21 protein-coding genes and 1 tRNA gene are annotated in these 23943 nt (G+C 67.3%); 7 read left to right on the forward strand and 15 right to left on the reverse strand.

What is annotated here, in order from left to right:
* Window positions 1–47: 47 nt before the first annotated feature.
* The 5 genes from FHT98_RS12650 to bcsN are packed head-to-tail and all read right to left on the reverse strand — an operon-like array spanning window position 48 to window position 8754.
* Window positions 48–2192, reverse strand: a complete 2145-nt coding sequence (locus FHT98_RS12650; RefSeq protein ID WP_142114237.1) for a tetratricopeptide repeat protein — start codon at window positions 2190–2192, stop codon at window positions 48–50.
* Window positions 2183–3202: a family 8 glycosyl hydrolase gene (locus FHT98_RS12655; protein ID WP_248309210.1), complete on the reverse strand. Its 1020-nt coding sequence runs from the start codon at window positions 3200–3202 to the stop codon at window positions 2183–2185. The genes FHT98_RS12650 and FHT98_RS12655 overlap by 10 nt, the downstream gene beginning before the upstream one ends.
* Window positions 3199–5655 (reverse strand): cellulose biosynthesis cyclic di-GMP-binding regulatory protein BcsB, encoded by a 2457-nt coding sequence (locus FHT98_RS12660; protein WP_142114239.1) that lies wholly within the window; start codon window positions 5653–5655, stop codon window positions 3199–3201. Before FHT98_RS12660 ends, FHT98_RS12655 begins: the two co-directional genes overlap by 4 nt.
* On the reverse strand, window positions 5652–7835 hold the full coding sequence (bcsA, locus tag FHT98_RS12665; protein ID WP_142114240.1) for a UDP-forming cellulose synthase catalytic subunit: 2184 nt from the start codon (window positions 7833–7835) through the stop codon (window positions 5652–5654). The genes FHT98_RS12660 and bcsA overlap by 4 nt, the downstream gene beginning before the upstream one ends.
* A gap of 25 nt (window positions 7836–7860) precedes the next feature.
* Entirely contained in the window at window positions 7861–8754 is an 894-nt protein-coding gene (bcsN, locus tag FHT98_RS12670) for a cellulose biosynthesis protein BcsN (RefSeq protein ID WP_185745143.1), read from the reverse strand.
* A gap of 372 nt (window positions 8755–9126) precedes the next feature.
* On the opposite strand from bcsN, the gene FHT98_RS26465 reads away from it, so the two are divergent.
* Entirely contained in the window at window positions 9127–9291 is a 165-nt protein-coding gene (locus FHT98_RS26465; protein WP_465246908.1) for a hypothetical protein, read from the forward strand.
* Window positions 9292–9413: 122 nt separating this feature from the next.
* A tRNA-Gly gene (locus FHT98_RS12680) sits at window positions 9414–9488 on the forward strand.
* Window positions 9489–9523: 35 nt separating this feature from the next.
* On the opposite strand, the gene FHT98_RS12685 is transcribed toward FHT98_RS12680, so the two are convergent.
* Entirely contained in the window at window positions 9524–9748 is a 225-nt protein-coding gene (locus FHT98_RS12685) for a DUF4167 domain-containing protein (RefSeq protein WP_113584843.1), read from the reverse strand.
* Window positions 9749–10315: 567 nt separating this feature from the next.
* Between FHT98_RS12685 and FHT98_RS12690 the strand changes: the two genes are divergently transcribed.
* From FHT98_RS12690 to FHT98_RS12700, 3 genes are all read left to right on the forward strand, one after another.
* A complete protein-coding gene (locus FHT98_RS12690; RefSeq protein WP_142114243.1) occupies window positions 10316–10765 on the forward strand; it encodes a hypothetical protein in 450 nt (149 codons plus the stop codon).
* 98 nt (window positions 10766–10863) lie between these two features.
* Window positions 10864–11877: an MraY family glycosyltransferase gene (locus tag FHT98_RS12695; protein WP_142114244.1), complete on the forward strand. Its 1014-nt coding sequence runs from the start codon at window positions 10864–10866 to the stop codon at window positions 11875–11877.
* The gene (locus FHT98_RS12700) at window positions 11870–12799 is read left to right on the forward strand and encodes an NAD-dependent epimerase/dehydratase family protein (RefSeq protein WP_142114245.1); all 930 of its coding nucleotides are present in this window, start codon (window positions 11870–11872) and stop codon (window positions 12797–12799) included. The genes FHT98_RS12695 and FHT98_RS12700 overlap by 8 nt, the downstream gene beginning before the upstream one ends.
* Here the strand turns inward: FHT98_RS12700 and FHT98_RS12705 are convergent.
* The 3 genes from FHT98_RS12705 to FHT98_RS12715 form a co-directional block, all read right to left on the reverse strand.
* The gene (locus FHT98_RS12705; protein ID WP_142115749.1) at window positions 12723–14678 is read right to left on the reverse strand and encodes a nucleoside-diphosphate sugar epimerase/dehydratase; all 1956 of its coding nucleotides are present in this window, start codon (window positions 14676–14678) and stop codon (window positions 12723–12725) included. The two genes, FHT98_RS12700 and FHT98_RS12705, sit on opposite strands and share 77 nt — an antisense overlap.
* Window positions 14679–14801: 123 nt before the next feature.
* Window positions 14802–15398 (reverse strand): TetR/AcrR family transcriptional regulator, encoded by a 597-nt coding sequence (locus tag FHT98_RS12710; RefSeq protein WP_061971028.1) that lies wholly within the window; start codon window positions 15396–15398, stop codon window positions 14802–14804.
* A 174-nt stretch (window positions 15399–15572) separates the two neighbouring features.
* Entirely contained in the window at window positions 15573–17054 is a 1482-nt protein-coding gene (locus tag FHT98_RS12715) for a cobyric acid synthase (RefSeq protein ID WP_142114246.1), read from the reverse strand.
* A 309-nt stretch (window positions 17055–17363) separates the two neighbouring features.
* On the opposite strand from FHT98_RS12715, the gene FHT98_RS12720 reads away from it, so the two are divergent.
* Window positions 17364–18512, forward strand: a complete 1149-nt coding sequence (locus tag FHT98_RS12720; protein ID WP_142114247.1) for an aminotransferase — start codon at window positions 17364–17366, stop codon at window positions 18510–18512.
* Window positions 18513–18530: 18 nt separating this feature from the next.
* On the opposite strand, the gene FHT98_RS12725 is transcribed toward FHT98_RS12720, so the two are convergent.
* The 6 genes from FHT98_RS12725 to hisF form a co-directional block, all read right to left on the reverse strand.
* A complete protein-coding gene (locus tag FHT98_RS12725) occupies window positions 18531–19853 on the reverse strand; it encodes a hypothetical protein (RefSeq protein WP_142114248.1) in 1323 nt (440 codons plus the stop codon).
* A gap of 140 nt (window positions 19854–19993) precedes the next feature.
* Window positions 19994–20344 (reverse strand): RidA family protein, encoded by a 351-nt coding sequence (locus FHT98_RS12730; RefSeq protein WP_061971022.1) that lies wholly within the window; start codon window positions 20342–20344, stop codon window positions 19994–19996.
* Window positions 20345–20469: 125 nt separating this feature from the next.
* Window positions 20470–20916, reverse strand: coding sequence for a YqaA family protein (locus FHT98_RS12735; RefSeq protein WP_142114249.1), 447 nt, complete (start codon window positions 20914–20916; stop codon window positions 20470–20472).
* Entirely contained in the window at window positions 20916–21887 is a 972-nt protein-coding gene (coaA, locus tag FHT98_RS12740) for a type I pantothenate kinase (RefSeq protein WP_061971187.1), read from the reverse strand. Before coaA ends, FHT98_RS12735 begins: the two co-directional genes overlap by 1 nt.
* A gap of 82 nt (window positions 21888–21969) precedes the next feature.
* Complete coding sequence (locus FHT98_RS12745; protein ID WP_142114250.1) at window positions 21970–22290, reverse strand: phosphoribosyl-ATP diphosphatase; 321 nt, start codon at window positions 22288–22290, stop codon at window positions 21970–21972.
* Between the two features lies 1 nt (window position 22291).
* Window positions 22292–23056: an imidazole glycerol phosphate synthase subunit HisF gene (gene hisF / locus FHT98_RS12750; protein WP_061971185.1), complete on the reverse strand. Its 765-nt coding sequence runs from the start codon at window positions 23054–23056 to the stop codon at window positions 22292–22294.
* Between the two features lie 99 nt (window positions 23057–23155).
* Here hisF and FHT98_RS12755 point away from each other — a divergent pair, with 99 nt between their 5' ends.
* Window positions 23156–23938 (forward strand): transporter substrate-binding domain-containing protein, encoded by a 783-nt coding sequence (locus FHT98_RS12755; protein ID WP_248309212.1) that lies wholly within the window; start codon window positions 23156–23158, stop codon window positions 23936–23938.
* The last annotated feature ends 5 nt before the right edge of the window (window positions 23939–23943 follow it).

Genomic DNA, 23943 nt, shown 5'->3' on the forward strand with positions numbered 1-23943 from the left:
CACACATTCCCGGAGATGTCGGTACGAAGCTTCGCATGACGCCGTGATCACTGGGCGTTGCGCTTGGTGACATCACGGATCGCCGTCAGGCCGGACAGGGCCTCGGGCGACTTGTTGGCCTTGTACAGCGCCTCGAAGATGTGCGCGGCATCGTCGTAGCGGCCGAGATTGTAATAGGACCATCCGCGCATCAGCATCAGGTCGGTCGTCTCGGGCGCCAGGCGGCGGCGCTGCGACAGGGTGATGAGCGCGCCGTTGTAATCCTTGGCATCATACTGGGCATAGAATTGTTCGGCGAGGAGCAGCGTGGACAGCTCCTTGCGGCGCGCCGGCGGCAGGTTGGCGGCGCTGGCCGCGACGGTCGCTTCGGCCGTCAGCCCCTGCTGCATCTTGGCATAAGCCACGCCTGCGGCGGCATCGGAGGCGATCTGCGCATTGCCGCCGCGCCGTGCGGCTTCGAAAGCCTGCGCTGCTGCGACCGGCCGCTTGAGATTGAGGAGACACCAGCCGCGCTGCAAGGCGGCGGCGCCTGAGCTGCCACCTCCGCAATTGCCACCGGTCGCGCGGGAAGCGTCCGACCGTCTCGCCGGCTCCGGAGCCGCGTCGTGTGCGATCGGCTCGTCGGGGCCGGACCTGACGATGGGTGTTGGTCGGCGATGGGCCGATTCCGCCGCCGGCATCTGACGTGTTTGGCGCTCATGCTCGGCTGTCGGGGCCGAGCGCGGGCGCCGGGGATTGAGGATGTCCGCGATCCTCTGCGAGCGGCTGCCCCATTCGGCAACGAGCGTGCGCAAGCCAGCCTGGTCGCGCAGGCGTTCGCGGACAAGGGCCAGCCCGTAAGCCGCCGGCTCATTGCCACGATCCCAGGAGAGCGCCGTCTCGAACCAGGTTCCCGCCGGGCTGATCTGCCCGGCGTTGTAGGCATACCAGCCGAGCGCTCCGGCGCCGGCGGCGTATTTGTCCTGCCCCACGGTTTTCACGATGCGCTCGATCACGGCGCGGTCCAGGCGTGGCGGAGGCTCCTGGGTGAGCAGGGCGGTGATGGCATCGAGATAGGCCTTGCGATTGGCCGCGCCGGCTTCGAGCCACTGAGCGCCGAGCGTTTCGGCCTCCTGATACTTCTTGGTGTCGCCCAATGCGAGCACCGCTCCCTCGGCCGCCTTGGCCCCGCCGTTGCGCGCGAGCGCCGTCTGGAACCAAGTCGCGGCCTTGGCCGGCTCGTCATGGTGGAGCGTGTAGAAGCCTAGCAGGATGGCGTCATCGGGCGTCGAGGCCGCATTGGCTAGGGCTTCGATGCGCTGGATTTCCGCGGGCGTCGCCTTCTGCGTCGGATCGTCGGCGGCCTTGCCGATATGGCGTCGTGCCATCTCGTCGCGGATGCTCGCGAACTCGTTCTGCTGTTCCTGCGACAGCAAGGCTTCGACGAGATTTTCCGGTAGGGTGGCGAGCGCCTTCTGCATCGTGCCGGTGCGCTCGGCCGGTTTGGTGCAATTGGTCAGGACATAGGCATAGGCGTCGCGCGCACGCTCGGGCTTACCGGTCTGGACGAAGGCCTCGGCGACGCGCCAGAGCGCATCGACACTGGCGCAGGTCAGCATGGCCGGGGTCTCGGTGCCCAGACGGATGACCTGTTCCCATTGCCGGGCGTTCGACGCGTTGACGAGGCGCTGACGTGCCTCGGCGGTGTCGAGTTGGGCTGTCAGGTCGGCCGGAGCGCGCCAGTTCGGATCGGTGCTGCCCCGCTGGGCGATCGCGGCACGGACCTCGCCATATTTGCCTTCGGCGAAGAGCCGCCACATCCGCTCCAGCTCAGGATCGCCGGCCTGTCCCTTCCCTTGCGAGCTCAGGTCGGTCGGCGGCTTCCAATCCGGATAGAGCGCCTTGAGCCGCGCGAGCTCGGCCTCGTAGCGGCGGGTGTCGCCCTGCCCCGCGAAATAGCGCAGCGCGGTCTCGTCGACCTTCGGCGCAGCGGGTTGGGCGGCGGCGGGGCGGTCCGGGGCCTTGGCTTGCGCGACATCGTTCGGTGCCGGCACAGCCTCGGCCGGCGCCTGCGGAGGCTGTTGTTGCGCCAGTGCCGGCTGGATCACGGGCTGCACGGCTTCACGCGAGGCGATGTCATGGCCGTAGCGGCCCAGCGTGTAAAAGGCGAGACCCGAGACGGCGACGGCGATCAAAATGGGTTTCACAGACATTGCGGATACCTCTCGCCAAGCATCGAGAGGGAGAGGAGATGCAGCGTCGACGGGTAATAGGCGGTAGGCTGGAAGGCCTTGAGCTCGGAGGGAATCGGCGTGCCGTCGAGTGCGCAGGCGAGCGACGCGGAGAGGATGCGGTAGCCTGCGTCCGGCAAGGGCTCGACCGGCTTGCCACTGGCGACATCGACGACCGCCGTGCCGCCAGCCCAGGCCTGTCGGAACGGCGCGAGCCGCGCCTTGTCGCCCAGCCCTGCGCGCAGCAGGTAGAGCGGGATGCGGATGGCGTTGTAGCCGAACTGGGCCGGAAAGCCTTCCGCCGGCCGGGGCTCGGCCTTGACCGAGAGCCATTCCGGCGCCGGCATCTTCCGCTTGGCGAGATCGTCCAGCAGCTTCAGACCGCTGGTCTGGACCTGCATCCAGCGCGGGTCCCCGGTCAGCTTCGCCAAGGTCGGGAAGGCCTCGAATATCCAGTAGGACGGATTGATCACCGGCCCGTCGGCGCGGTCCTTCTCCGAGAAGCCGACAGCGCCTGGCATGAGCCAGGTCTGTCCGGCATGCTGGCGCAGCGCGACCTTTGCGAGGGATGTCGCGATCTGGCGTGCGGCGGTGCTGTGGGCCGGCATGTTCCAGCGCGTGCCTGCGCAAGCGAGGGCATCGGCGATCAACAGGTCGCCGTCGCTGGCATTGTTGATATCGGTGACGTGCGGGCTCGCCTTCGGGTCCCAGCGCCAGGCTGCGAGTCCGTCATCGCGGATCAGAAGCTCGGTCCGGGTGAAGGCGAAGATGCTGGCGAAGGTCGTGCGATCATCGGCCAGGCAGGCCAGCAGCAGGCCGTAGCCCTGGCTCTCGCTATGGCTGATGCCGCCGTTGAGATCGTCGACGACCCGCCCTTCCGCAGTGACGAATTTCTGTCGGTAGAGCGCCCAGGCATCCGCCGGCACGGCTGCGCGCACGCCCGGCGCCAGACCGAGGAAGGTCGCCATCATCGCTGCCAGCGTCCATCTCATGATCGCCGACCCAACCGCCCGAGCATCAGGGAGGTTCCAATGCCGAGCCCGATGCAGGCGATCAGCAGCGCCAGCGCGTAGATGCCGATATTGCTGGACATCCAGTTGGCGAAGACGAGCCGCATATTCGCGAGGCTGAAGGGCCGCGTCATGACGAAGGAGGTGCTGTCGGCGGAAATGACATGCGCGTCCTGGGCGCCGCGGAAAGCGGTGATCCGGCCGGCCATGCCCGCCCAGTTGCCCGGCGTGACGATCCGGTTGACGGCGCTCTGCAGGGTTTCATCGCGGCGGGCGATGAAAGCGGTCCAGACCTGCCGCGTCTCGGGATCGGCGGCCTGAGCCGCGATCAGCTCCGTCCCTTCCGCCGGCTCGTAGAGCGAGGCCGCGCGCGATGGCGCGCGCAATTGCGCGAAGGAGAGATCGAAGGTGTGCTGGAGCCATTGGTCGAAGCCGATGAAATAGCGCGCCAGCGGGCCGCCGAGCGAGCCGCGCCAGCGATCACGGACCGCTTCGGTGGTCGGAGCCACGCCGCCGGAGGCCTCGGGCGTGGCCTCACGGCCCTGCAGGCGGTTGATGACGGCGTCGAAGACGGCCGCACCCTCGGCATCCGGCGTCACCACCACGGCATCGGCACGCTGTGGCCAGGTGGCGCGGACACTGTCGGCGACGCCGACCCGGGGCAATAGGCCGGCCGGCATCTGGCCGGCGGCGCCGACGATCAGCGCCGGCCTGTCGCCCACGGCCGCTGTCCCGGCGAGAAGATCGATGGCAAGCGGGCGGCTGGCATTGCGGGCGATGCGCGCAAGCAGCGTCGCTGCCGCGCTGAGATTGGCATTGTCCTGACGGCCCATGACCAGCGCGACGCGGGAGGCGACCGAATACGGGAAGCCGGTGCCGGCGATGGCCCCGAGATTGGGGCTGACGCCGATCTTCGCAAAGTTCGGGATCGACAGGACGGTGGTGTCGAACAGGGCGAAGCGGCTCTTGCCGGCCAGGGTCGCGCCGGGGCCGCAGGCGAGATCGGACTTGGCCAGCGTCACCGCCTCGAACCAGATCTCGTTGATCCCCGGCCGGAAATGCCGCAGCGGGATCGTGATCGGGAACTGCTGGAGCAACCCGCCCGTCGCCGCATTGAGCGGCACGGTTGCCGCGACGTTGCCGTTGACGAAGACCTCGATATGGCTCTCGCCCGGCAGGACCTCCTGTGAATAGGCGCCGTCGAGATAGAGCGTCGCCTCGCCATAGGCATTGGCGTAGAAATCGCCGGGCATCGCGACGATGGCGCGCACGCGCATGCGCCGGCCGGTCGATTCCTGGGTGGGAATGCCGAGCTCGGAGAAGCGGATCGCCTCCTTGTCGGAGATGAAGGGCGCGTCCGGCACGTGCCAGCTCGCGGTATCCATGGTCTTGCGGTTGATATTGGCCGGCCGGGCGACAGGCGCGGTCAGGAACTTGGCGATGAGGGTTTCAAGATCGGGCCAGCCTTCGCCGGTGACGAGCAGGAGATCGGCGCCTTTCTGCGGATTCGGGACGAAGCCGACGAAGCTGCGGCCACCCGCATCGGCCGGTAATGCGCCGAGCAGCGCGCGCATCTCCTCGCTCGTGCCGAGCGCGACGGTCAGTGTGCCCGGCCGGATGCGGGCGGGCAGTTGCTCGGTTACGCTGACCGTGACCTGCCCGTAGCGGCCGCGCAATGCCAGCGCCTGGGCGACGGCAAGGATGCTGTTCGCGGCGCTCGCGCGCGCCGCGCCGGGCGCGACGATGGCGATCGTCGTCAGCCCGTTTTCATCGGCGCCGACAGCGGGCAGATCGTCGAGACTCCGCAGGGCGAAGGATCGGGTGCTCGCATTCCTGAAAGCCAGCCGCGTGCCGGAGCCATCGATACGCGTCCAGAGTTCATAGGTCGAGCCGACCGTGCAATCGATGCGATGGCGTTGCACGGCCTCGAAGCTGATCGTGTTCTGTCCGGTCCGGAGCAGGCCCTTGCGCAAGGCGATGGAGCTGCGCTTCAGGCGGTCGGAGGAGGCGATCGGCATTTCGCTGACGCGCTCGCCATTGATGCGCACCGTCAATCGCGAGGCTTCCGGCATCACCACGAGGGCGTTCTGAAAGGCAATGTCGAGGTTCAGATCGGCTGCCGCCTCGTCCTGCGTCAGGTAGAACGCCCAACTGCGGACATCGCTCTCGCCTTCCAGCGTGACGCGCCCCGCCGGCAGCAGCGGCTTGAACAGCAGCGAGGCTGGCGTCGGGCTGGTCTCATGTACCGGAACCGGAGCCGGCTTCGCGGAAGGCGCAGGGTTCGTCGGAGCCGGGGACGGCGCGGGCGGCGCGATCATGAAGGGTGCCGGGCCGGGCTGGACGGCCGGAGATTCCTGTGCCGGGAGCGGCGAGCCGACAAGGAGCGCGCAGGATGTGAGCGCGGCGAGATGGGCCTGGAACCGGAGGCGCTTCATTCCGCCGCTCCCGGCCGGGTGGTCGAGCGGGACAGGCGGTAGAGACCGAAGAGATAGGACAATCCTCGGCTCGTCTGGAAAATGGCGAGCCGCAGGAAGCGCAGCGTCCCGTAGATGACGCCGGGATTGTGGCGCCGCGCCTTCTGAAACCGGCTCCAGTTCTCGGCATCGGAAAAGGCGAGGTCGGCAATGATGCGGTTATGCACCGGCTCCGCCGGCTCGTAGCTGCAGCCCAGCAGCAATCCCTTGTCGTCGGGCGCGAGGCGGCGGACGCGCACAGGCAGGGCGCCCCGGGGCATGTCGATCGTGGTCTCGACGGTAATCTCCCCGGTCGAACCGACCGGAAGCTTATCGAATTCCTTCGACATGACGCGGACGGCGATACCGTCGACGGAGACGTTTTCGGTGACGATCCGGGCCTTGCGTCCGTCGATGGTAATCTCACCCCGACGCTTCACGGCGAAGCGCCGCGCGCCACGACCCTCCGGCCGCTCCGAGACCACGCCAAGCGCGCAGCCGGCCATCAACAGGTTCAGAATGTTCCACAGCCCGACGACCAACGTGATGTCTGCATTGTAGGGCTCGGTGAGCATGCGCCAGTAGGTGGCGACGACACCGAGCGAGAGCACCGCGAAGATGATGAAAAACGGCCGGCCAAGCTCTGACACTCGCCGGGTCTCCAGAGACTCGTTCTTGGCGGTGACCTTGAAGGTCGGCTTGGTCGGATTGATGAGCACCGAGACCACGGCCGGCAGCAGGTAGACCGACTGGATGAACTCGTAGAGCTCCGAAATCCACGGCCAGCGATAGCGACCATAGAGGTAGTTCTGCATCATCAGGTTCACCACCATGTAGCTCAGCACATAGGCGATGAATTCCGCGCCGGAGGCGGTGAAGATCTCCAGGCCGAAGAACAGGTAGAACAGGGGCGCGACCAGGAAGGTCAGCCGCGCGAAGGGGAAGAGCCAGAACAGCGCCGAAGAGGAGTAGCAGAGCCGCTGCGGCAGCGAGAGGCCGCGCTTGAACATCGGACGGTGGAACATGAGGATCTGCATCATGCCCTGCGCCCAGCGCGAACGCTGGCCGATGAAGCTGGTGAAGGTCGCCGGCTGAAGCCCGGCGATCAACGGCTTGTCGACATAGACGCTGTGCCAGCCGGTGGCGTGCAGCGTGATCGCCGTTTCCGCATCTTCGGTGATGCTGCGTCCGGAGAAGCCGTTGGTGGTTTCCAGTGCCGTGCGCCGGAGGACGGCGGCCGAGCCGCAGAAGAACGAGGCGTCCCATTTGTCGAGACCGCGCTGGATGATGCCGTAGAACATCTCGTTCTCGGACGGCATCGAGCGGAAGGTCTGGAGATTGCGCTCCAGCGGGTCCGGATTGATGAAGAAATGCGGGGTCTGGACCAGGAAAAGCTTCGGGTCCTGCCCGAAATAGCCGATCGTCTCGGTCAGGAAGCTGCGTGCAGGGGCATGGTCGGCGTCGAAGACGACAATCAGCTCGCCTTGCGAGTTGGCGATGCCGTTATTGAGATTGCCGGCCTTGGCGCTGAGATTGCGCTCGCGCGTGAGATAGGTGACGCCGAGCCCTTCGCAGAGCTTCGTCAGCGTCGCGCGGCGCTCGCGGGCGGCGCTGGCCGCGGCGAAATCGTCGGCGTTGCATTTCTCGTCGGTGCCGCCGTCGTCGAGCAGGAAGATGTTCAGGCGCCCCGCGGGATAATCCATCGCCAGCGCAGCCGCGAGCGTCGTCGCGAGCATCTCGGGCTCTTCGTTGTAGGTCGGTACGAAGACGTCGACCGTCGGTGCGTTGGCGAGGTCGATCGGCGGCGTCTTGCGCTTCGGCAGCGGCATCGCCACGACGAAGAGGCTGAGGCCCAGCATGCCGATGTTGTACATTTCGGCGAGGTAGACGATCAGCCCCGGAATGAAATCCTCGAGCTGATTGACTGGCGGCAAGGTGCTGGTTGTGCGCCAGTAGACATAGCGCAGCACGATCGCGGTGCCCAAACCGAGCGCGATCAGGCGCCAGACGCCGTAGGGCCGCAGAAACTTCAGGACCATCATCGCGCCGACCACGATCGCCCCGGCAATCAGATGCGCCTGCAGGCTGATCGGCAGGGTGATCAGCGCGATAACGACCATCGCGATGACGGCCCAGAAGATGACGTAGCTCGCTGTTCGCATCGGGCTTTCGGCAATCCGGGTGGGTTCAGGGCGCGGGCGGCGGCGGGACGGTGGGATATCCTTCGAGTGGTTTGGTCGAAATCGGTTCGGGAGCCTGAGGTTCCGCGGGAACCGCACTGCGCCGGCGCTCCGGCCGCGGGCGGACAGCTTGCGGGCGCGGCTGGGTCTCGCCGAAGGAGGACTGCGGCGCCGGCGGATAGATCGGAGCGCCGGCCTGGCCAAGCTCAGGCGCCGGCGCGGGTGCATCGCCGATCGGATTCCAGCCGTGCCGCTTCAGCTTGGCGTTGAACGCGTAGCCATAGGCCAGGCGCAGAAGCGAGGCCTCGGTCGCGGTGGGGTCGCAGACGCGCAGGCGCACCGAGATCATGCCCGATTTCGGGCGGAAGAGACTGTCCTTGCCCGCCAGTCGCTGCCAGGCGTAGAGGCAGGCCTCGCCGCCGGTACCGCGACCGAAAGCATAGCCGAATGGACCGTAACTGTTCTGGACGAAAACGGCGGAAGGGGCCATCGCGACACCGGGAAGACGTTCCTCCATCTCTTTGCCGATGGCGAAGTCGTCGATGCCGGGCTCCTTCAGCAGGTTGCCCTCGACGCCGGTGGCCTCAGGAACATCTGCCGCCGTGAAAAAGGCGACATGGATTGCGTTCTCGCCCGGCGTCCGGCCGCGGGTTGCCAGGGAGACGATCTGCGAGACGGCGTTCTCATAGGTTCTCTGGGAGACTGCGGTCACAGGCAGGCTGCCGGGCGGAGGCAGCGCCAGGGCGCGGCCCACGTCGACGGTTATCGCGCGCGAGGCCGACACGAGTTCATCGCTCGACAACCGTTGCTCACCGCAGCCTGCAAGGAGGAGAGGTAGTCCACATGCGGCGAGCATCCCTGCAAGGGGCCCAGACACATCACGGAGCCTGTCCGAAGACATCCGATCGATGAAGCTCCAAGCCCTCATAGGCACGCGTGCCGATGTCGGTACAGCATCGTCATGTCTTCACCATTGGTTAACGCCGGTTAACGAGCGGTTACTCTCGTCGAAGGGGCGCTGAGGCGCCCGCGCATGGCTGTGGCACCCAATACAAGTGATTCGCGAGGTTATTCCAACCTGCGGTTGGATAAATGCTCCCGTCATCGGGAAACGAGCTATCTTCACCACAATCAAAGGCGAGCAAGGTCCTGCCGTCCCGAGCGGCCGGTGCGGCCCAGTCCTGGGAGGCATTCACCCGCGCCAGCGGCGAAGGGCAAGGTCCGGCTGCTCACCCGCCGCCTTCATCGCACTGCCCATAAGCAGCCCTTCGCAATGTCAGCAAAGGGCCAAAGTTACGCGTTGGACCATTTCCCGCGCGCCGCCGGCCGTTTGGTCTATGAGAGCATGGCGGCCCGGCCGGAGGCGCTCTACGGCGCCGATCTGAAGTCGAACTACCAGGGCCAGGCCCTGAAGCTCTGCAAGCATTTCAAGGGCTGAGGCGCCGCCTGATGCGCTTCGCGCAATTGGAGCTGCCTGCCGCGATTCCCGGATGACACTGGGGCTCGGACCCGCTATGAACGCGGGCCTGCCGCGCGCTGCTCCGCCAGCGTGAAGGGCATGCGGGCGTAGTTCAGTGGTAGAACGTCAGCTTCCCAAGCTGAATGTCGTCGGTTCGATCCCGATCGCCCGCTCCAAAATCCCGATGGGCCAGGCTGCTTCTCGAAAATTTTCAGATGACCGCAGTTCCGGGCTGCGAGGTTTTGCCGTTCAACAGGCGGCGAAAGTGGTCGGCCTGCTGATAGAAGCGTTCTGCGGCGACCTTGTCGCCCGCCGCTTCGAACCCTCGGGCGAGGGCCGCGGCGCGGTCATGGCGTGCCTGCAGGTCGGAACCTGCCGGCTTCTCCGTTCGATTGCGCCGGCGGGGTGCCGGCAGCCGGGGATGTTCGAGGTGCATAGCTTTCTCCTCAGCCCATGATCCGCGCGACGATCCTGCGCAACTCCTCGCGGGACAGGCCGCAGGGTTCGGGTTTCCAGTTCGGGGCGGATTTCGGCAGCGAAGGTCCCCAGGCCGATGGGCCAGGGGGCTGCGTCTTGTTGTGGTCGTATCGGATTTTGCTTTTCATGTCGTTCCAGTGGCGCGCGGCGTAGCCGCGCTGCCTGCAAGGCTGCCGGGCGGAATGCCGGCGGCAGCGTGCCGCGAAGCGGCGTTCGATTGTCGAAGAGGTGGAAAGTCGGGCAACGCGCCTGTTGCGGCGGGCCAGTCGAATCACGCGATCGATCGGGCATTGTTAGCGCCTCATTGTGGCCTTTTGACGTTGCAGCCTTGACGCTCTGCCGTGACCTCGCGGAACGCAGGCCGGCGCTGCGCCGCGGTTCTCCGTCCGCGATTCCGATCCGCTGCAATCTCGCTCCCATCGCGGGATCGAATCGTCGTTTCGCGGGTTGGTGTGCCAGATCATCGAACCGAATATCGTATTTGGTCCGATGCTTTGAGCCGCCGGTTCGGCGCAAGGAGCAGGATATGATGACGATCAGGCAGACAACCACCACCCTCGCCGCCGTTCTGATGCTGGCTTCGCCGGCCATGGCGCAGCAGCGCTCGCTTGGGCCGGCGACGGGAACCGTGCGTCTCGAACAGGTTCAGGCGGGCTTCATCGCCTCTGGCGAAGCCGGCGGCGGGACGCTGCGTTTCCAGGGTCGCTCCTACCCGATCACGGTGGGCGGGCTCGGCATCGGCTCGATCGGCGCTTCGCGCTCGGTCGCCTCGGGCACGGTCTACGGGTTGCACCGCAGGTCCGACTTCGCGGGGGCCTATGTCCAGCTCAAGGAGGGCTGGGCCGTCGGCGCCGCCGGCCGTGGAACCACCTGGCTGCGCAACGACAAGGGCGTGACGCTCAAGCTCGCGACGCGTCGTCAGGGGCTGCAGCTCCAGCTTGGCGCCGACGGCGTTCTGATCGGCTTCAGGCAATAGGCCAGGTGCTGCTTCGGAGAGCCGCTTCACGCGGATAGGGCGGCGCGCCCTCTAGGCTTTTGCGCCGCCTCGACTATGGTGCGGGCACTTTGGAAAGCGTGTTTCGCCCTCTGTTGATCTGCGCCGCCGCCGCCGTCCTGGCGGCGGTCTTGTGCGTGGCCTTGCGCCCGCTTCTGCTGCGCTATGCGCTGGCGCGGCCGAATGCTAGGTCCAGCCACAAGATCCCGACCCCGCAGGGCGGCGGCATCGCCGTTCTCGCCGGCGCCTTCCTCGCACTGGGGGCGGCACTCTGGCTGGTGCCGGTCGAGGGGGAAGCAACCCGCTCGGTCTTAGTGCTGGCTGTCGCCGTGACCGGCCTCGGCATCGTCGGCGCCTGGGACGATATCCGCCCGCTGCCGGCGAGCGTCAGGCTCGTTCTGCAGGCGGTCTGCGTCGGTTTCGTGCTGCTTCGCGCCGCGCCGGAGCTGCGCCTGTTTCCCGAATTCCTGTCGCTGCCGGTCGAGCGCGCCCTTGCGCTCCTGGCAGGTGTCTGGTTCGTCAACCTTGTCAATTTCATGGACGGACTCGACTGGATCACGGTGGCCGGCATGGTGCCGTTGGCGGCGGCGCTCGCGCTCGCCGGCATGGCCGGCACGATCGATCCGGTGACCGGCTGGCTGGCCGCCGCGCTATGCGGCGGGCTGCTTGGCTTCGCGCCGTTCAACCGGCCGGTGGCGCGGCTGTTCCTCGGCGATGTCGGTTCGCTGCCGATCGGCCTGCTCACCGCCTATCTACTCTATCGGCTGGCCGGCACCGGCGCTTTCGCCGCCGCGCTGATCCTGCCGCTCTATCACATCACTGACGCCACGATCACGCTGCTGCGGCGCCTCGCCCGCGGCGAGAAGGTCTGGGAGGCGCATCGCTCGCATTTCTACCAGCAGGCGACGACGAACGGCTTCAGCGTGGCGGGCGTGGTCGGCCGGGTCGCCCTGCTCAACCTGGCGCTTGCCGCCATCGCGGGCGTTTCGCTGATCTGGCCCGCCCTCCCGGTCCAGTTCGCCTGCCTGGCCGTCGCCGCTGTGCTCACCGGCCTGCTGCTGCGTCGCTTCGCGACAGGCCCGCGGCATGGCTGACGAGCGCGTCCTCGTCACCGGCGCGAGCGGCTTCGTCGGGCCGCATGTCGTCGCGGCGCTGATTCGGGCCGGCTATCGTCCGCGCCTCGCCCAGCGCAGCCAGAAACCGGTTCCTGCGGGCGCGGAAGCCGTCGTGACCGGCGATCTGATGTCTCCGGTCGACTGGCGCACGGCCCTGGAGGGCATCGACCATGTCGTGCACATGGCCGGCCTCGCCCATGCCGGGCCGGGGCTCGACGAGGCGCTCTACCGCCGCCTCAATACCGAGGCGACGCTGGAGCTCGCCCGCGCCGCCCGGGCAGCCGGGGTGCAGCGCTTCGTCTACCTCTCCTCGATCAAGGCGCTGACCGATGCCGTCGACGGCCCGCCCCTGCGCGAGGACAGGCAGCCCGCGCCCGGCGACGCCTACGGCCGCTCCAAGCTCGCGGCGGAACAGGGACTGGCCGCGCTCGATCTGGATTGGGTCGCCCTGCGTCCGGTCCTGATCTATGGGCCGGGTGTGAAGGCCAATATGGCGGCGCTGCTCAAGCTGGCGCGCTTGCCGGTGCCGCTGCCCTTCGGTGGCTTGAAGGCGCCGCGCTCTCTGCTCGCCGTCGAGAACCTGGCCAGCGCCATCCTGTTCGCGCTGACGCCGGCCTGCCCGGCACGGCAGAGCTATGCGCTGTCCGACCCGGACCCGATCAGCGTCTCCGACATGCTGGCCGCGATGCGGGCCGGGCTCGGGCGCGGCCCGGGTCTCCTGCCCATGCCCGAAGCCTGGTTGCGCCGGCTGGCGCGTCTTGCCGGCCGCGAGGACACCTTCCTCAAGCTGGCGGGCAGCCTTGTCGCCCGGCCCGAGCGCCTGCTCAGTGCCGGCTGGCGGCCGCAGGTTGAGACGAAGGCGGCACTGGCGCATCTGGCCGCTTCGAGTCGCGCCGGCTGAAATCCGGGATCGCCTCGTCGAGCACGGCATGGGCCGCAGCCTGGTCATTGGCTTTCACGGTCGCCTGGAGCTGTGCCAGCCAGGCCTCGATCCTGGCGCGGCCGGCGAAGATCGGCTTGGCCGCCATCACGCCGTCGAGCCCGGTTTCCGCCATCGGTTCGTCGCGGGCGAACAGGATCTCGTTCAGCCGCTCGCCGGGCCTGACGCCGGAGACGATGATCTCGATATCCTCGCCCGGCTCGAAGCCGGCGAGGCGGATCATCCGCTCGGCCAGATCCATGATCCGCATCGGCTGGCCCATCTTGAGCACGTAGACGGCGGCGCGCTCCGCTTGCGTCTCTCCGGAGCGGGCATGGGAGGCGGCGGTCAGCACGAGGTCGCAGGCCTCGCGGATGGTCATGAAATAGCGGATCATCTCGGGGCTGGTGACGGTGACCGGTCCGCCCCGGGCGATCTGCGCCTTGAATTTCGGCACCACCGAGCCGGCCGAGCCCAGCACGTTGCCGAAGCGCACCGCCACCAGCCTGATTCCGGAATCCGCGGCGGTGAGCTCGGCATCACGCGACTGCGCGTAGATCTCGGCGAAGCGCTTGGTCGCGCCGAGCATCGAGACGGGCTCGATCGCCTTGTCGGTCGAGATCAGCACGAAGGTCCGGGCGCCGGCGGCGACGGTCGCGTCGGTGACGTTCACCGAGCCGAAGATATTGGTCTTGATGCCCTCGCTCCAGTCGGCCTCCAGATAGGGCACGTGCTTGAGCGCAGCGGCATGGATGACGATATCGGGCCGGAAACCGGCGAAGAGCGGCATGATCCGCTCGCGGTCGCGGACATCGGCCAGCACGCCGGAGATGGCGGTGTCGGGCGCCTGAACCGAAAGCTGTTCGGTGATCTGGAACAGCGCAGGTTCCGAGCTTTCGACGACGAGCAGTTCGGCCGCGCCGAAGGCAGCGCAGCGCAGGCAGATCTCGGAACCGATCGAGCCGCCGCCGCCGGTGACGATGACGCGCTTGCCCTTCAGGAACGAGCCCAGCCTTTCACGGTCGATCGCGACGGTCGATCGGACCAGCAGGTCCTCGATCTCCAGCGGAGCGACCTCCGTATCGCGCACGCCCTCGCCGAGGCTGTCGATACGCGAGATCGGCAGGGCGAGCTTGCGGGTCCGCGCCAGCCATTTCTCCGGCTGCGCTTCCGGCAGCAGGGCGGAAGGGGTCGCGACGATCCGGCGGTAGGCTTCGCCGTGCTCGATTGCTTCGCTTGCGACCCGCTCGATATCGCCGAGCAGCCCGAGCACCGGCACGCCGCGGATCGACTGGCCGAGATCGTCGGGGCGGGGCGACAGGATGCCGGCTGGCCGGAGGCGCCGCATCGTGCCGGCTTCCATCGCGCGGATCACCATTTCGATCTCGACGCCGCGCCCGAGCAGCAGCGCCGGCAGGCTCGCCTCGCGCACGGCTGAGGTCCGCGACCGCGCATATTTGAAATAGCGATAGGCGAGGCGCGGGCCGCCGAGCAGCGCGACCTGCACCAGCCAGTACAGCGCGATCGAGATCTTGCCGAAATAGAAGGCGCCGTAGAAATTCGGCGCGACCAGCACATAATCGACCACCAGCAGCGTCACGGTCAGGACGGAAACCGCCTTGACGATGTTCGAGAGGTCCGGCAGCGAGGCGAAGCGCCATTTCGAGCGGTAGAGCGAGAACAGCCAGTAGACCAGCCCGGCATAGGCCGCAAAGAAAGGCAGGAAGCGCGGCAGGTAGCGCAGGTGCTCGATGAGCTGCGCCCCTTCGAAGCGGACGACGAAGACGAGCCAGATCGCCAGCGCCGTGACCGCGAGGTCATGCAGGATGACGGCGAGCTTCTTGAGATTCTGTTTGGGCAGGATGGCCATGTCCGGGCGGTATCCCGCTCCCTCGGCGGCTTGTCAACGCGTTGGGGCATCGGCCCGAAAAGTGGGGCGCGGTTTTCGGGAAAGCCGATGCGAAATCAAAAACTAGACGATCCCTCAGCGGCCTTGGGGTCTCGCTTCCAGCGCGCTGAGCACGAAGGCGATCATCTCATCCGCGTTCGGGCCGGGAATGCACTCGCATTGCGTGATCAGCAATGGGTGCATGAAGCGGATCATCGCCGTGCGGATGCAGCCCGTGGCATGGGCCGGCTCCATCGGCCGGAACTCGCCGCGGGCGATGCCGTCGGCGACGACACGGCGCAGCACCACGTCGAAGCGCTCGATATGGGCGATGATCGCATCCCAGCTCTCCTCCATCGCGGCGCAGACCATTTCCTGCATCCGGGCATGGCCGGCGAAGCGGGCCGCGTTCAGGCGATAGGAGGTCGCCAGGATGTCGCGCAGGCGCTCTGCGGCGGAGCGATCCTCGGCGGCGATCGTCGCGATGGCCTCTTCCTGTTCGCGCTTGTAGCGCTCAAGCACGGCCTCGTTGATCGACTTCTTGGAGTCGAAGAAGCGATAGACGTTGGCGGGGCTCATCCGCAGGGATTTGGCGATGTCCGCCACCGTCGTCTTCTGGTACCCGATATCGCGGAAGAAGCGCTCGGCGGTGTCGACGATGATCTGCCTGGTATCGCGTTCGGGGTTACTCACGGCGTCGCCGGCTGGGTTGTTTCAAACGAAGGCGGTGAAGAATTGATCGTTATGACGAATTTCATCATTCGTCAACATAATGGCGAATAAAGACTTTTGCCTTGATGTGCATCAATCCTCCCGCGAAGCTGCGCCGGGAGAACAGGCGAAGGCAGCCGAGGTTCCCGAAATCGCTTACCCAGCGGAAATACGCGTCCGGGCGAGCTTGAGCAGGGTTTCCGTGTCGAAATGCCTGTCCAGATGCGCTGCGAGCGCATCGAGCGTCGCTTCGACCGCATCTTCATAGAGCAGCGCCGACGCACCTCGCTCCTTGTCGACGGCTGCCAGCCAGGCGCTGCGCACCGCGTCCGAAGCAAAGATGCCATGCAGGTAGCTGCCGACGACCCGCCCGTCCGCGCTCGCGGCACCCTCCGCGCGGCCCTCGACCCGGAAGGGCGCGCGGGCCGTGTCGATGCCCTCGGTCCGGCCGAGATGGATCTCGTAGGCTCGGCCATCGGTCGCGCCCGCGGCATCGACGAAATCGACTTCGCGGACGGTCTTGTCCGCGTCGAGCGTGGTCTCGACATCGAGCAGGCCGAGGCCCGGCGCTTCTCCGGGCGGCCCTTCCAGCCCGAGCGGATCGCGCACGACGCGCCCGAGCATCTGGTAACCGCCGCAGAGTCCGAGCACGCGCCCGCCGCGGCGGCGATGCGCGAGGATATCGATGTCCCAGCCTTCCCGGCGCAGCGCCGCGAGATCGCGCAGCGTGGTCTTGGAGCCCGGCAGGATGATGAGATCGGCATCTCCCGGCAAAGGCTGGCCAGGCCCGGTCATGGCGAGGTCGACATCCGCCTCCAGCTTGAGCGGGTCGAGGTCGTCGAAATTGGCGATACCCGGCAGCACCGGCACGGCGATCCTGATCCGGGCTCCGGGCTTGCGTCCCGAGCGGATGTCGAGCCCGTCCTCGGCCGGCAGCCGGGCGGCATCGGCGAACCAGGGCACGACGCCGAGGCTGGGCCAGCCCGTGGCCCGCTCGATCGTCGCGACGCCGGGTGCGAACAGTTCGACGGCGCCCCGGAAGCGGTTGATCGCAAAAGCGCGGATCATCGCCCTGTCTTCGGAATCGAGCACGGCATGGGTGCCGACAAGGCTCGCGATGACGCCGCCGCGGTCGATATCGCCGATCAGCACGGCCGGGACGTCGGCAGCGCGGGCGAAGCCGAGATTGGCGATATCGCGGGCGCGCAGGTTCGTTTCGGCCGGCGATCCCGCGCCTTCGACGATGACGAGATCGGCCCCGTCGCTCAAGCGCGCAAAACTGTCGAGCACTTGCGGCATGAAATCCCCGCGCCGCCCAAAATCGCGCGAGGAGAGGCGGCCGGCGACGCGGCCTTGCAGGATGATCTGGCTGCCCTGCTCGCCTTCCGGCTTGAGCAGAACCGGGTTCATGTCGGGATGCGGGGCGATCCGGGCAGCGCGCGCCTGCAAGGCCTGCGCCCGGCCGATCTCGCCGGCGCCGGTCGCTGCGGCATTGTTCGACATGTTCTGCGGCTTGAACGGTCGCACCTTCAGCCCGCGATTGGCGAAGAGCCGGCACAAGCCGGCGACGATCAGCGACTTCCCGACATTGGAGCCGGTGCCGAGGATCATGATCGCGGGAGCGGGGGAGCGGGCCATGCGTCTGCTTAGCGCGGTTTGCACACGTGCGGAAAGCAGCGGCGGCGAGTGCCGCGGGAGGCGCTTGCACCCTCCTGACAAGGTTCGCCGGTCTTCTGCGGCATCCTGCTGCGCCAAAGGGGCGAAGTCGCAACAGGCGTCCGCCGAAGACCGGCTGAAATCCAATAGACACTGATCACTGACGAATGTCAACATTCATCATTCGCTATTTTTCGCCGGACCTTTGAAGCCGGCTGCCGACTGGATGCACGGCCCTTTACGGCGTGCTACAGCCAAGGCTCCTGCCCTCGCCGAGCCGATCCGACCGCGATGAATCCGATCCTCTCCGCCCTTCCCACCACCGTTTTCGAGGTGATGTCGCAGCTCGCCCGCGAGACCGGCGCGGTCAATCTCGGCCAGGGCTTCCCGGACGATCCGGGCCCGCTCGATGTCCGCCAGAAGGCGGCTGAAGCAGTCGTCGACGGTTGGAACCAGTATCCGCCGATGATGGGCCTGCCCGAGCTGCGCGAGGCCGCGGCCAAGCATTACAAGCATTGGCAGGGGCTCGATCTCGATCCGAACAGCGAGATCATGGTGACCTCGGGCGCGACCGAGGCCATCGCCGGTGCGCTGATGGCCCTGATTACGCCGGGCGACGAGGTCGTGCTGTTCGAGCCGATGTACGACGCCTATCTGCCGCTGGTGCGGCGCGCCGGCGGCATCCCCAAATTCGTGACGCTGACCCCGCCGCATTTCGGCCTGACCGAGGAAGCGCTGGCCAGGGCCTTCTCGCCGAAGACGAAGGTCGTGCTGTTCAACAATCCGCTGAACCCGACGGCGACGATCTTCGGCAAGGCCGATCTCGACCTGCTCGCCGATTTCTGCGTCCGCCATGACGCGATCGCGATCTGCGACGAGGTCTGGGAGCATGTCGTCTTCGACGGACACCGCCATGCTTCGGTGCTCGGACGGGCGGACATGCGCGAGCGCACCGTCAAGATCTCCTCGGCCGGCAAGATCTTCTCGCTGACCGGCTGGAAGGTCGGGCTGGTCATGGCGGCGCCGGCGATCATGCGGGTGCTGTCCAAGGCGCATCAGTTTCTCACCTTCACGACGCCACCGAACCTGCAGGCCGCGGTCGCCTTCGGCCTCGGCAAGGAGGACGGCTATTACGAGGGCATGCGCGCCGATTTCCAGCGCTCGCGCGATCGTTTCGCCGCCGGCCTGCGCGATCTCGGCTTCGCGGTGCTGCCGAGCGCCGGTACCTATTTCCTCAATGTCGACATCGCTCCGCTCGGCGAAAGCGACGACGTCGATTTCTGCCGCCGTCTGGTGACCGAGAATGGCGTCGCCGCGATTCCGGTCAGCGCCTTCTATGCGGAGGGGGCGGTCAAGAACGTCGTCCGCTTCTGCTTTGCCAAGCGCGACGCGACGCTCGATGCCGCGCTGGAGCGGCTGGCGGCGCGCCGCCCGCGCTGAGGCAGAGGATCGGCTGAATCAGCCGGCGATCAGTTTGGTCGCGAGCGCGCCGGCGGCCCCGAGTCGCTTCTGCAGATCGGCGGCGACCACGGTGCCGTTTGCGGCCTGTCGAGCGGCTTCGGTTGCCGCCATCAACTGGGCGAGCGCCTGCTGGGCCAGGGGCTTGTCCTTGTTGCGGCGCGCGAGCTGGAGCATGGCTTCGGCCTGGTTGGCCCGTGTCTGCGCCCAGAGCAGCGGCGCGCGCTCCTGGCGATATTCCTCCAGCGCGGCGGCGAAGGCGGCGATCGCCTCCTCGATCACGACGGGCTCGCTGTAGCGCTCGCCCATCGAGGCCAGCACGCCGCCCATCTGGTTCTGGAGCTCGGCCCAGCGCATGGGATCGCGGCTGCGATCGATCGCCTGGGAGACGCGGTTGAGCCCGTTGAAGGCGCGTTCGAGCAGGGCGAGGTCGCTGCGGCGTCCGCCGAGCGTGGCGCGCGCACGCGAAATCATGTGCTCCGCTTCGAGCCAGCGGGCCTCGTCGTCGCTGCGCTTCCAGACCGCGAGCGCCGTGGCGTAGGTCGCGACCGCCTCCTCCAGCAGGTTGTCGTCCTTCTGTGAAATGCCGAGATTCACGGCGAGCCGGCCGAAACGCAGCTTCAGGGCGCGCCAGAGCGCCGGCGCCTCGTCATGGCGCAGATCCTCCAGCCCGGCCCGGCAATGGACGAGAGCCTCGTTGAGCAGCTTGCTGTCGCCGCTGAGCCCGGCGAGCCTGTCGAGCGCGGTGGCCAGCGCTTCCTGAGCTCCGGCGAAGGCGACGGTATCGCTCAGGCTGTCCAGCCCTTCGAGCAATCGGCGCAGGGTGGCTATGGCGGCGTCATAGCCCTCGCGTCCGCCGAAATCCTCGCTGATCCGGGCCATGGCTTTCGCCTGGTCCAGTGCGGTGTCGCGGCTGCGGTCGATAGCGGCGAGGCCGATCAGGGCGGAGGCCTCGCCATAGCGGGCGGCAGCTTCGCGATAGGCCTCGGCCGTCGTGCGCAGGAAGCTGAGCGCGGCCCGGTCGGCGCGGTTCTCGCCGATCAGCAGCCGGCGTTCGAGCGGCAGAGCCGACAGGTCGGTGGAGCCGCCGATAGCATGCAGTTCGGCTTCGGCGAGGCTCTTGTCGGCTTCGGCGAAGCGGCCCGCGGCGATGGCGCCTGCCGCCTCGCTCCGCAGCCGCCTGATCTCCGCGTCGCCCAGCGGCGTCGCAAGGCGCTTCACCAACGCAGCAAAGTCGGCTGCCTTGCGGTCGAGCAGGTTTTCGCTCGGCGGGCTGGAGCCGGGACGGCGCAGCCAATCCGCGATCATCGCTGCCAGAGCCATTGGCGCGATGCCGCTGCGCCCGGCGACGCGGGCGAGAAGCGGAGCGATCTGGTCGGTCTGGCTGATGGTTGCCTCCCCGCTCCGGTCCGGTGAAAGGGAACGCCGCGCGCCCGGGTGGGCGCGCGGCGTTCCGGGATGGCTTACTTGGCGGCGATGACCGCGATCTCGACCGTAAACTGCGGCGCGGCGAGCTTGGCCTCGACCGTGGCGCGGCCCGGCGTGGAGCCGGCGACGACCCACTTGTCCCAGACGGCGTTCATCTCGGCGAAGGTCGAGATGTCGGAGAGCCAGATGTTGACCATCAGCAGCTTCGTCTTGTCGGTGCCGGCCTCGGCCAGGAGGCCGTCGATGATGCCGAGGATTTCCTGGGTCTGCTCGCCGACGCTCTTGCCCGCTGCCTTGTCGCAGACCTGGCCGGCCAGATAGACGGTGTTGCCATGCACGACGGCCTTGGACATACGCGGGCCGACGCCGATACGCTGAATGCTCATAGTCAAATCTCCTTGAACGGACGTCTTCGCTGGTAGCCCGGCCCGGCTGGTTTCGCAAATGCCGGCTGTGCGCCTCCGGGATGGCGGAGCCACATGCCGGAGGCGTCGTCGAGGTGGCGCCCGGTTCAGGCGAGACTGGCCCAACCCGCCCAGAGTGCCGCGTAGCGCCCGGCCTTGCCGATCAGGACGAGGACGGCGAAACGCCAGAACGGATAGTTCAGGGTGCCCGCCGCGAAGGTCAGGGGGTCGCCGACCAGCGGCAGCCAGGCGAGCAGCAGGGACGGCCAGCCGAATCGGGCGAACAGGTCCTGCGCCTGGACGAAGCGCTTCGGATCGGGCCGCAGGCGCGCCGGCAACCTGTCGACGCCATGGCGCGCGATCAATCGGCCGAGCCACCAGTTCAGGATCGAACCGGCGGTGTTCGCGAGACTCGCGGTCAGGAACAACGCGAGCGGATCGACGCTTTTCGCCGCGAGCAGTCCGACGAAGACCGCTTCCGATTGCGCCGGCAGCAGGGTCGCGGCGACGAAGGCCGCGCCCGCCATGGCGGCGAGCGCGCCGAAGGCTTCCATCAAAGCCGTCGCAGCGCGACCTGCTGGATGCGATGGCTCGCGCCCTTGGTCAGGATCAGGCTGGCGCGCTGGCGGGTCGGCAGGATGTTGTCCTGGAGGTTCGGCAGGTTGATCCCGGTCCAGAGCTTCTCGGCGATGGCGAGCGCCTCCTCCTCGCCGATCTCTGCATATTTGCGGAAGAACGAGCGCGGGTCGCGGAAGGCCGTCTGGCGCAGCGTCATGAAGCGGTTGACATACCAGCGATGCAGGTCGTTCTCGTCGGCATCGAGATAGACCGAGAAGTCGAAATAATCGGAGACGAAGGGGATGACGGTGCCGTCCTTGGGCATCCGGCTCGGCTGCAGGACGTTCAGTCCTTCGAGGATCAGGATGTCCGGCCGCTCGACCGTCACCGTCTCGCCTGGCACGACGTCGTAGACGAGGTGCGAATAGACCGGCGCGCTCACCCGCGGCTTGCCGGCCTTGACGTCCGAGAGGAAGCGCAGGATCGCCGCGCCGTCATAGCTCTCCGGGAAGCCCTTGCGCTGCATCAGCCCGCGCCGCTCCAGCTCGGCATTGGGCAGGAGGAAACCGTCGGTGGTGACGAGTTCGACCTTGGGCGTGTTCGGCCAGCGCGAGAGCAGCGCCTTGAGCACGCGCGCCGTGGTCGACTTGCCGACCGCGACCGAGCCGGCGACGCCGATGACATAGGGTACCTTCGGCTCGGACTCGGCCATCAGGAAGCGCTGCGTCGCCTTGAACAGCCCTTGCGTCGCCGCGACATAGAGCGAGAGCAGCCGCGACAGCGGCAGGTAGATCGCGACGATCTCGTCGAGCGAGATCGGATCGTTGATCGATTGCAGCTTGGTCAGGTCGTCGACCGAGAGCGTCAGCGGCTGGTCGGCGCGCAGATGGGCCCACTCGTCGCGCGAGAACAGCCGATAGGGCGAGACCAGGTCGCGCTCCGGTGTCGGGATGAGGCGCTGGTCCATGACGCGGCCCGCAATCCAGGCTTCGAGGTTCAAGGGAGGGTCATCCTGCCAGGTCCGTCCTCACGCAACTTAAACCGGCTGATTACCGGGGTCTGGCTGCCTTTTCCGCCAGTCCGGAGCGGGCCGTGCGAGTTTCAAGCTGGCTCAAGACGTCCCGCAATGCAACATCGCGGGCCTTGAGCACGACCAAAAGATGATAGAGCACGTCGGCGCTTTCGGCGATCAGCTCGGCGCGGTCGCCCTTCACGGCGGCGATGACGGCCTCGACCGCCTCTTCGCCGAATTTCTTGGCCGCGCGCTCGGGCCCGGCGGCGAGCAGCTTCGCCGTCCAGGATTCCTCGGGGGAGGCGCTCGCGCGCTCGGCGATGCGGGCTTCGAGATCGGAGAGGGTGAAACCAGCCATCTCAGTCCTGCCTCATCCTGAGGCCGGCTTCCGCCATATGCGCCTTGGCCTGGCCGATCGTGTAGGTGCCGAAATGGAAGATCGAGGCGGCGAGCACGGCCGAGGCATGGCCTTGCGCGACGCCGGCGACGAGGTCGTCGAGGTCACCGACACCGCCCGACGCGATCACCGGGACCGGGACCGCATCCGCGATCGCCCGCGTCAGGCCGAGATCGTAGCCGACCTTGGTGCCGTCGCGGTCCATCGAGGTGACCAGCAATTCGCCGGCACCGAGCGAGACGACCTCGCGGGCGAAGGCGACGGCCTCGATGCCGGTGGCGTTGCGCCCGCCATGGGTGAATATCTCCCAGCGGCCGGGCGTGACCTGCTTGGCGTCGATCGCGACCGTGATGCACTGCGCGCCGAATTTCTCGGCCGCTTCCTTGACGAACTGGCGGTTGGTCACGGCGGCGGTGTTGATCGAGACCTTGTCGGCGCCGGCGAGGAGCAGCGCCCGGATATCCTCGACCTTGCGCACGCCACCGCCGACGGTGAGCGGCATGAAGCAGGCTTCGGCCGTGCGGGTGACCACGTCGAACAGGATGCCGCGATCCTCATGGCTCGCGGTGATGTCGAGGAAGCAGAGCTCGTCGGCGCCGGCCGCGTCATAGGCTTTGGCGGCCTCGACGGGATCGCCGGCATCGACGAGATCGAGGAACTTGACGCCCTTGACGACGCGGCCGTCCTTGACGTCGAGGCAGGGGATGATGCGGGTCTTCAGGGTCATCGGCGGCAACGCGGTCCTGCGGGCGCAGGGTGGATTGATCGCGAACCGCAACCCTGCTCTGCTGGCGGCGACTGATAGCAGTCCAAAGAGGGGAGTTCCATGGCTATTGCATCGATGATTCGCCGGGCTGGCGTCGCGGCCGGCCTGGCTTTTGCCGTTACCGCTGTCGTCGCCTCGGGCGCGCGGGCGCAAGCCGCGCCGAGCCTGCTCGACACCGTCCAGAGCCGCGGCGCGCTGCAGGTCTGCACCACCGGCGACTACAAGCCCTTCACCCTGGCGAAGGACGGCTCCTTCGAGGGCATCGACATCGAGCTGGCGAAATCGCTCGCCAAGGCGCTCGGCGTCGAGGCCAAGTTCGTCCAGACGAAATGGGCCGATCTCCTCACCGATATGGGCTCGGGCAAATGCGACGTCGCGATGGGCGGCATCTCGGTGACGCTCGACCGGCAGAAGAAGGTGTTCTTCTCCTCGCCCTATCTCGTCAACGGCAAGGCGCCGATCGTGCGCTGTGCGGACAAGGCGAAATTCCAGACGGTCGCCGATATCGACAAGCCGGAGACCCGCGTCATCGTCAATCCCGGCGGCACCAACGAGCGCTTCGTGCGCGCCAATTTCAAGCATGCCAAGATCGAGGTCTTCCCGGACAACGTCACGATCTTCAACGAGATCCTCGCGGGCAAGGCCGACCTGATGATCGCCGAGTCGATCGAGGTGAAGGTGCAGGAGAAGGCCAAGCCCGGCCTCTGCGCCGTCAATCCCGACGAGCCTCTGCAATATGGCGAGATGGGCTACATGCTTCCGCGTGGCGACGCGACCTTCAAGGGCTTCGTCGACCAGTGGCTGCACCTCGCCAAGGCCACCGGCGAATTCGCGAAGATCTAGGACCA

This window comes from Allobosea sp. AK1 (assembly GCF_006714945.1).
Taxonomy (GTDB): Bacteria; Pseudomonadota; Alphaproteobacteria; order Rhizobiales; family Beijerinckiaceae; genus Allobosea; species Allobosea robiniae.

Coding starts and splice junctions, on each gene's coding strand:
- bcsA (WP_142114240.1), bottom strand. CDS start 7,835: ATGCGAACAGCGAGCTACGTCATCTTCTGGGCCGTCATCGCGATGGTC.
- bcsN (WP_185745143.1), bottom strand. CDS start 8,754: ATGTCTTCGGACAGGCTCCGTGATGTGTCTGGGCCCCTTGCAGGGATG.
- FHT98_RS12650 (WP_142114237.1), bottom strand. CDS start 2,192: ATGTCTGTGAAACCCATTTTGATCGCCGTCGCCGTCTCGGGTCTCGCC.
- FHT98_RS12685 (WP_113584843.1), bottom strand. CDS start 9,748: ATGCACCTCGAACATCCCCGGCTGCCGGCACCCCGCCGGCGCAATCGA.
- coaA (WP_061971187.1), bottom strand. CDS start 21,887: ATGGACCAGCGCCTCATCCCGACACCGGAGCGCGACCTGGTCTCGCCC.
- FHT98_RS12655 (WP_248309210.1), bottom strand. CDS start 3,202: ATGAGATGGACGCTGGCAGCGATGATGGCGACCTTCCTCGGTCTGGCG.
- FHT98_RS12660 (WP_142114239.1), bottom strand. CDS start 5,655: ATGAAGCGCCTCCGGTTCCAGGCCCATCTCGCCGCGCTCACATCCTGC.
- FHT98_RS26465 (WP_465246908.1), top strand. CDS start 9,127: ATGTCAGCAAAGGGCCAAAGTTACGCGTTGGACCATTTCCCGCGCGCC.
- FHT98_RS12715 (WP_142114246.1), bottom strand. CDS start 17,054: ATGGCCCGCTCCCCCGCTCCCGCGATCATGATCCTCGGCACCGGCTCC.
- FHT98_RS12735 (WP_142114249.1), bottom strand. CDS start 20,916: ATGGAAGCCTTCGGCGCGCTCGCCGCCATGGCGGGCGCGGCCTTCGTC.
- FHT98_RS12690 (WP_142114243.1), top strand. CDS start 10,316: ATGATGACGATCAGGCAGACAACCACCACCCTCGCCGCCGTTCTGATG.
- FHT98_RS12720 (WP_142114247.1), top strand. CDS start 17,364: ATGAATCCGATCCTCTCCGCCCTTCCCACCACCGTTTTCGAGGTGATG.
- FHT98_RS12700 (WP_142114245.1), top strand. CDS start 11,870: ATGGCTGACGAGCGCGTCCTCGTCACCGGCGCGAGCGGCTTCGTCGGG.
- hisF (WP_061971185.1), bottom strand. CDS start 23,056: ATGACCCTGAAGACCCGCATCATCCCCTGCCTCGACGTCAAGGACGGC.
- FHT98_RS12730 (WP_061971022.1), bottom strand. CDS start 20,344: ATGAGCATTCAGCGTATCGGCGTCGGCCCGCGTATGTCCAAGGCCGTC.
- FHT98_RS12745 (WP_142114250.1), bottom strand. CDS start 22,290: ATGGCTGGTTTCACCCTCTCCGATCTCGAAGCCCGCATCGCCGAGCGC.
- FHT98_RS12725 (WP_142114248.1), bottom strand. CDS start 19,853: ATGGCTCTGGCAGCGATGATCGCGGATTGGCTGCGCCGTCCCGGCTCC.
- FHT98_RS12755 (WP_248309212.1), top strand. CDS start 23,156: ATGGCTATTGCATCGATGATTCGCCGGGCTGGCGTCGCGGCCGGCCTG.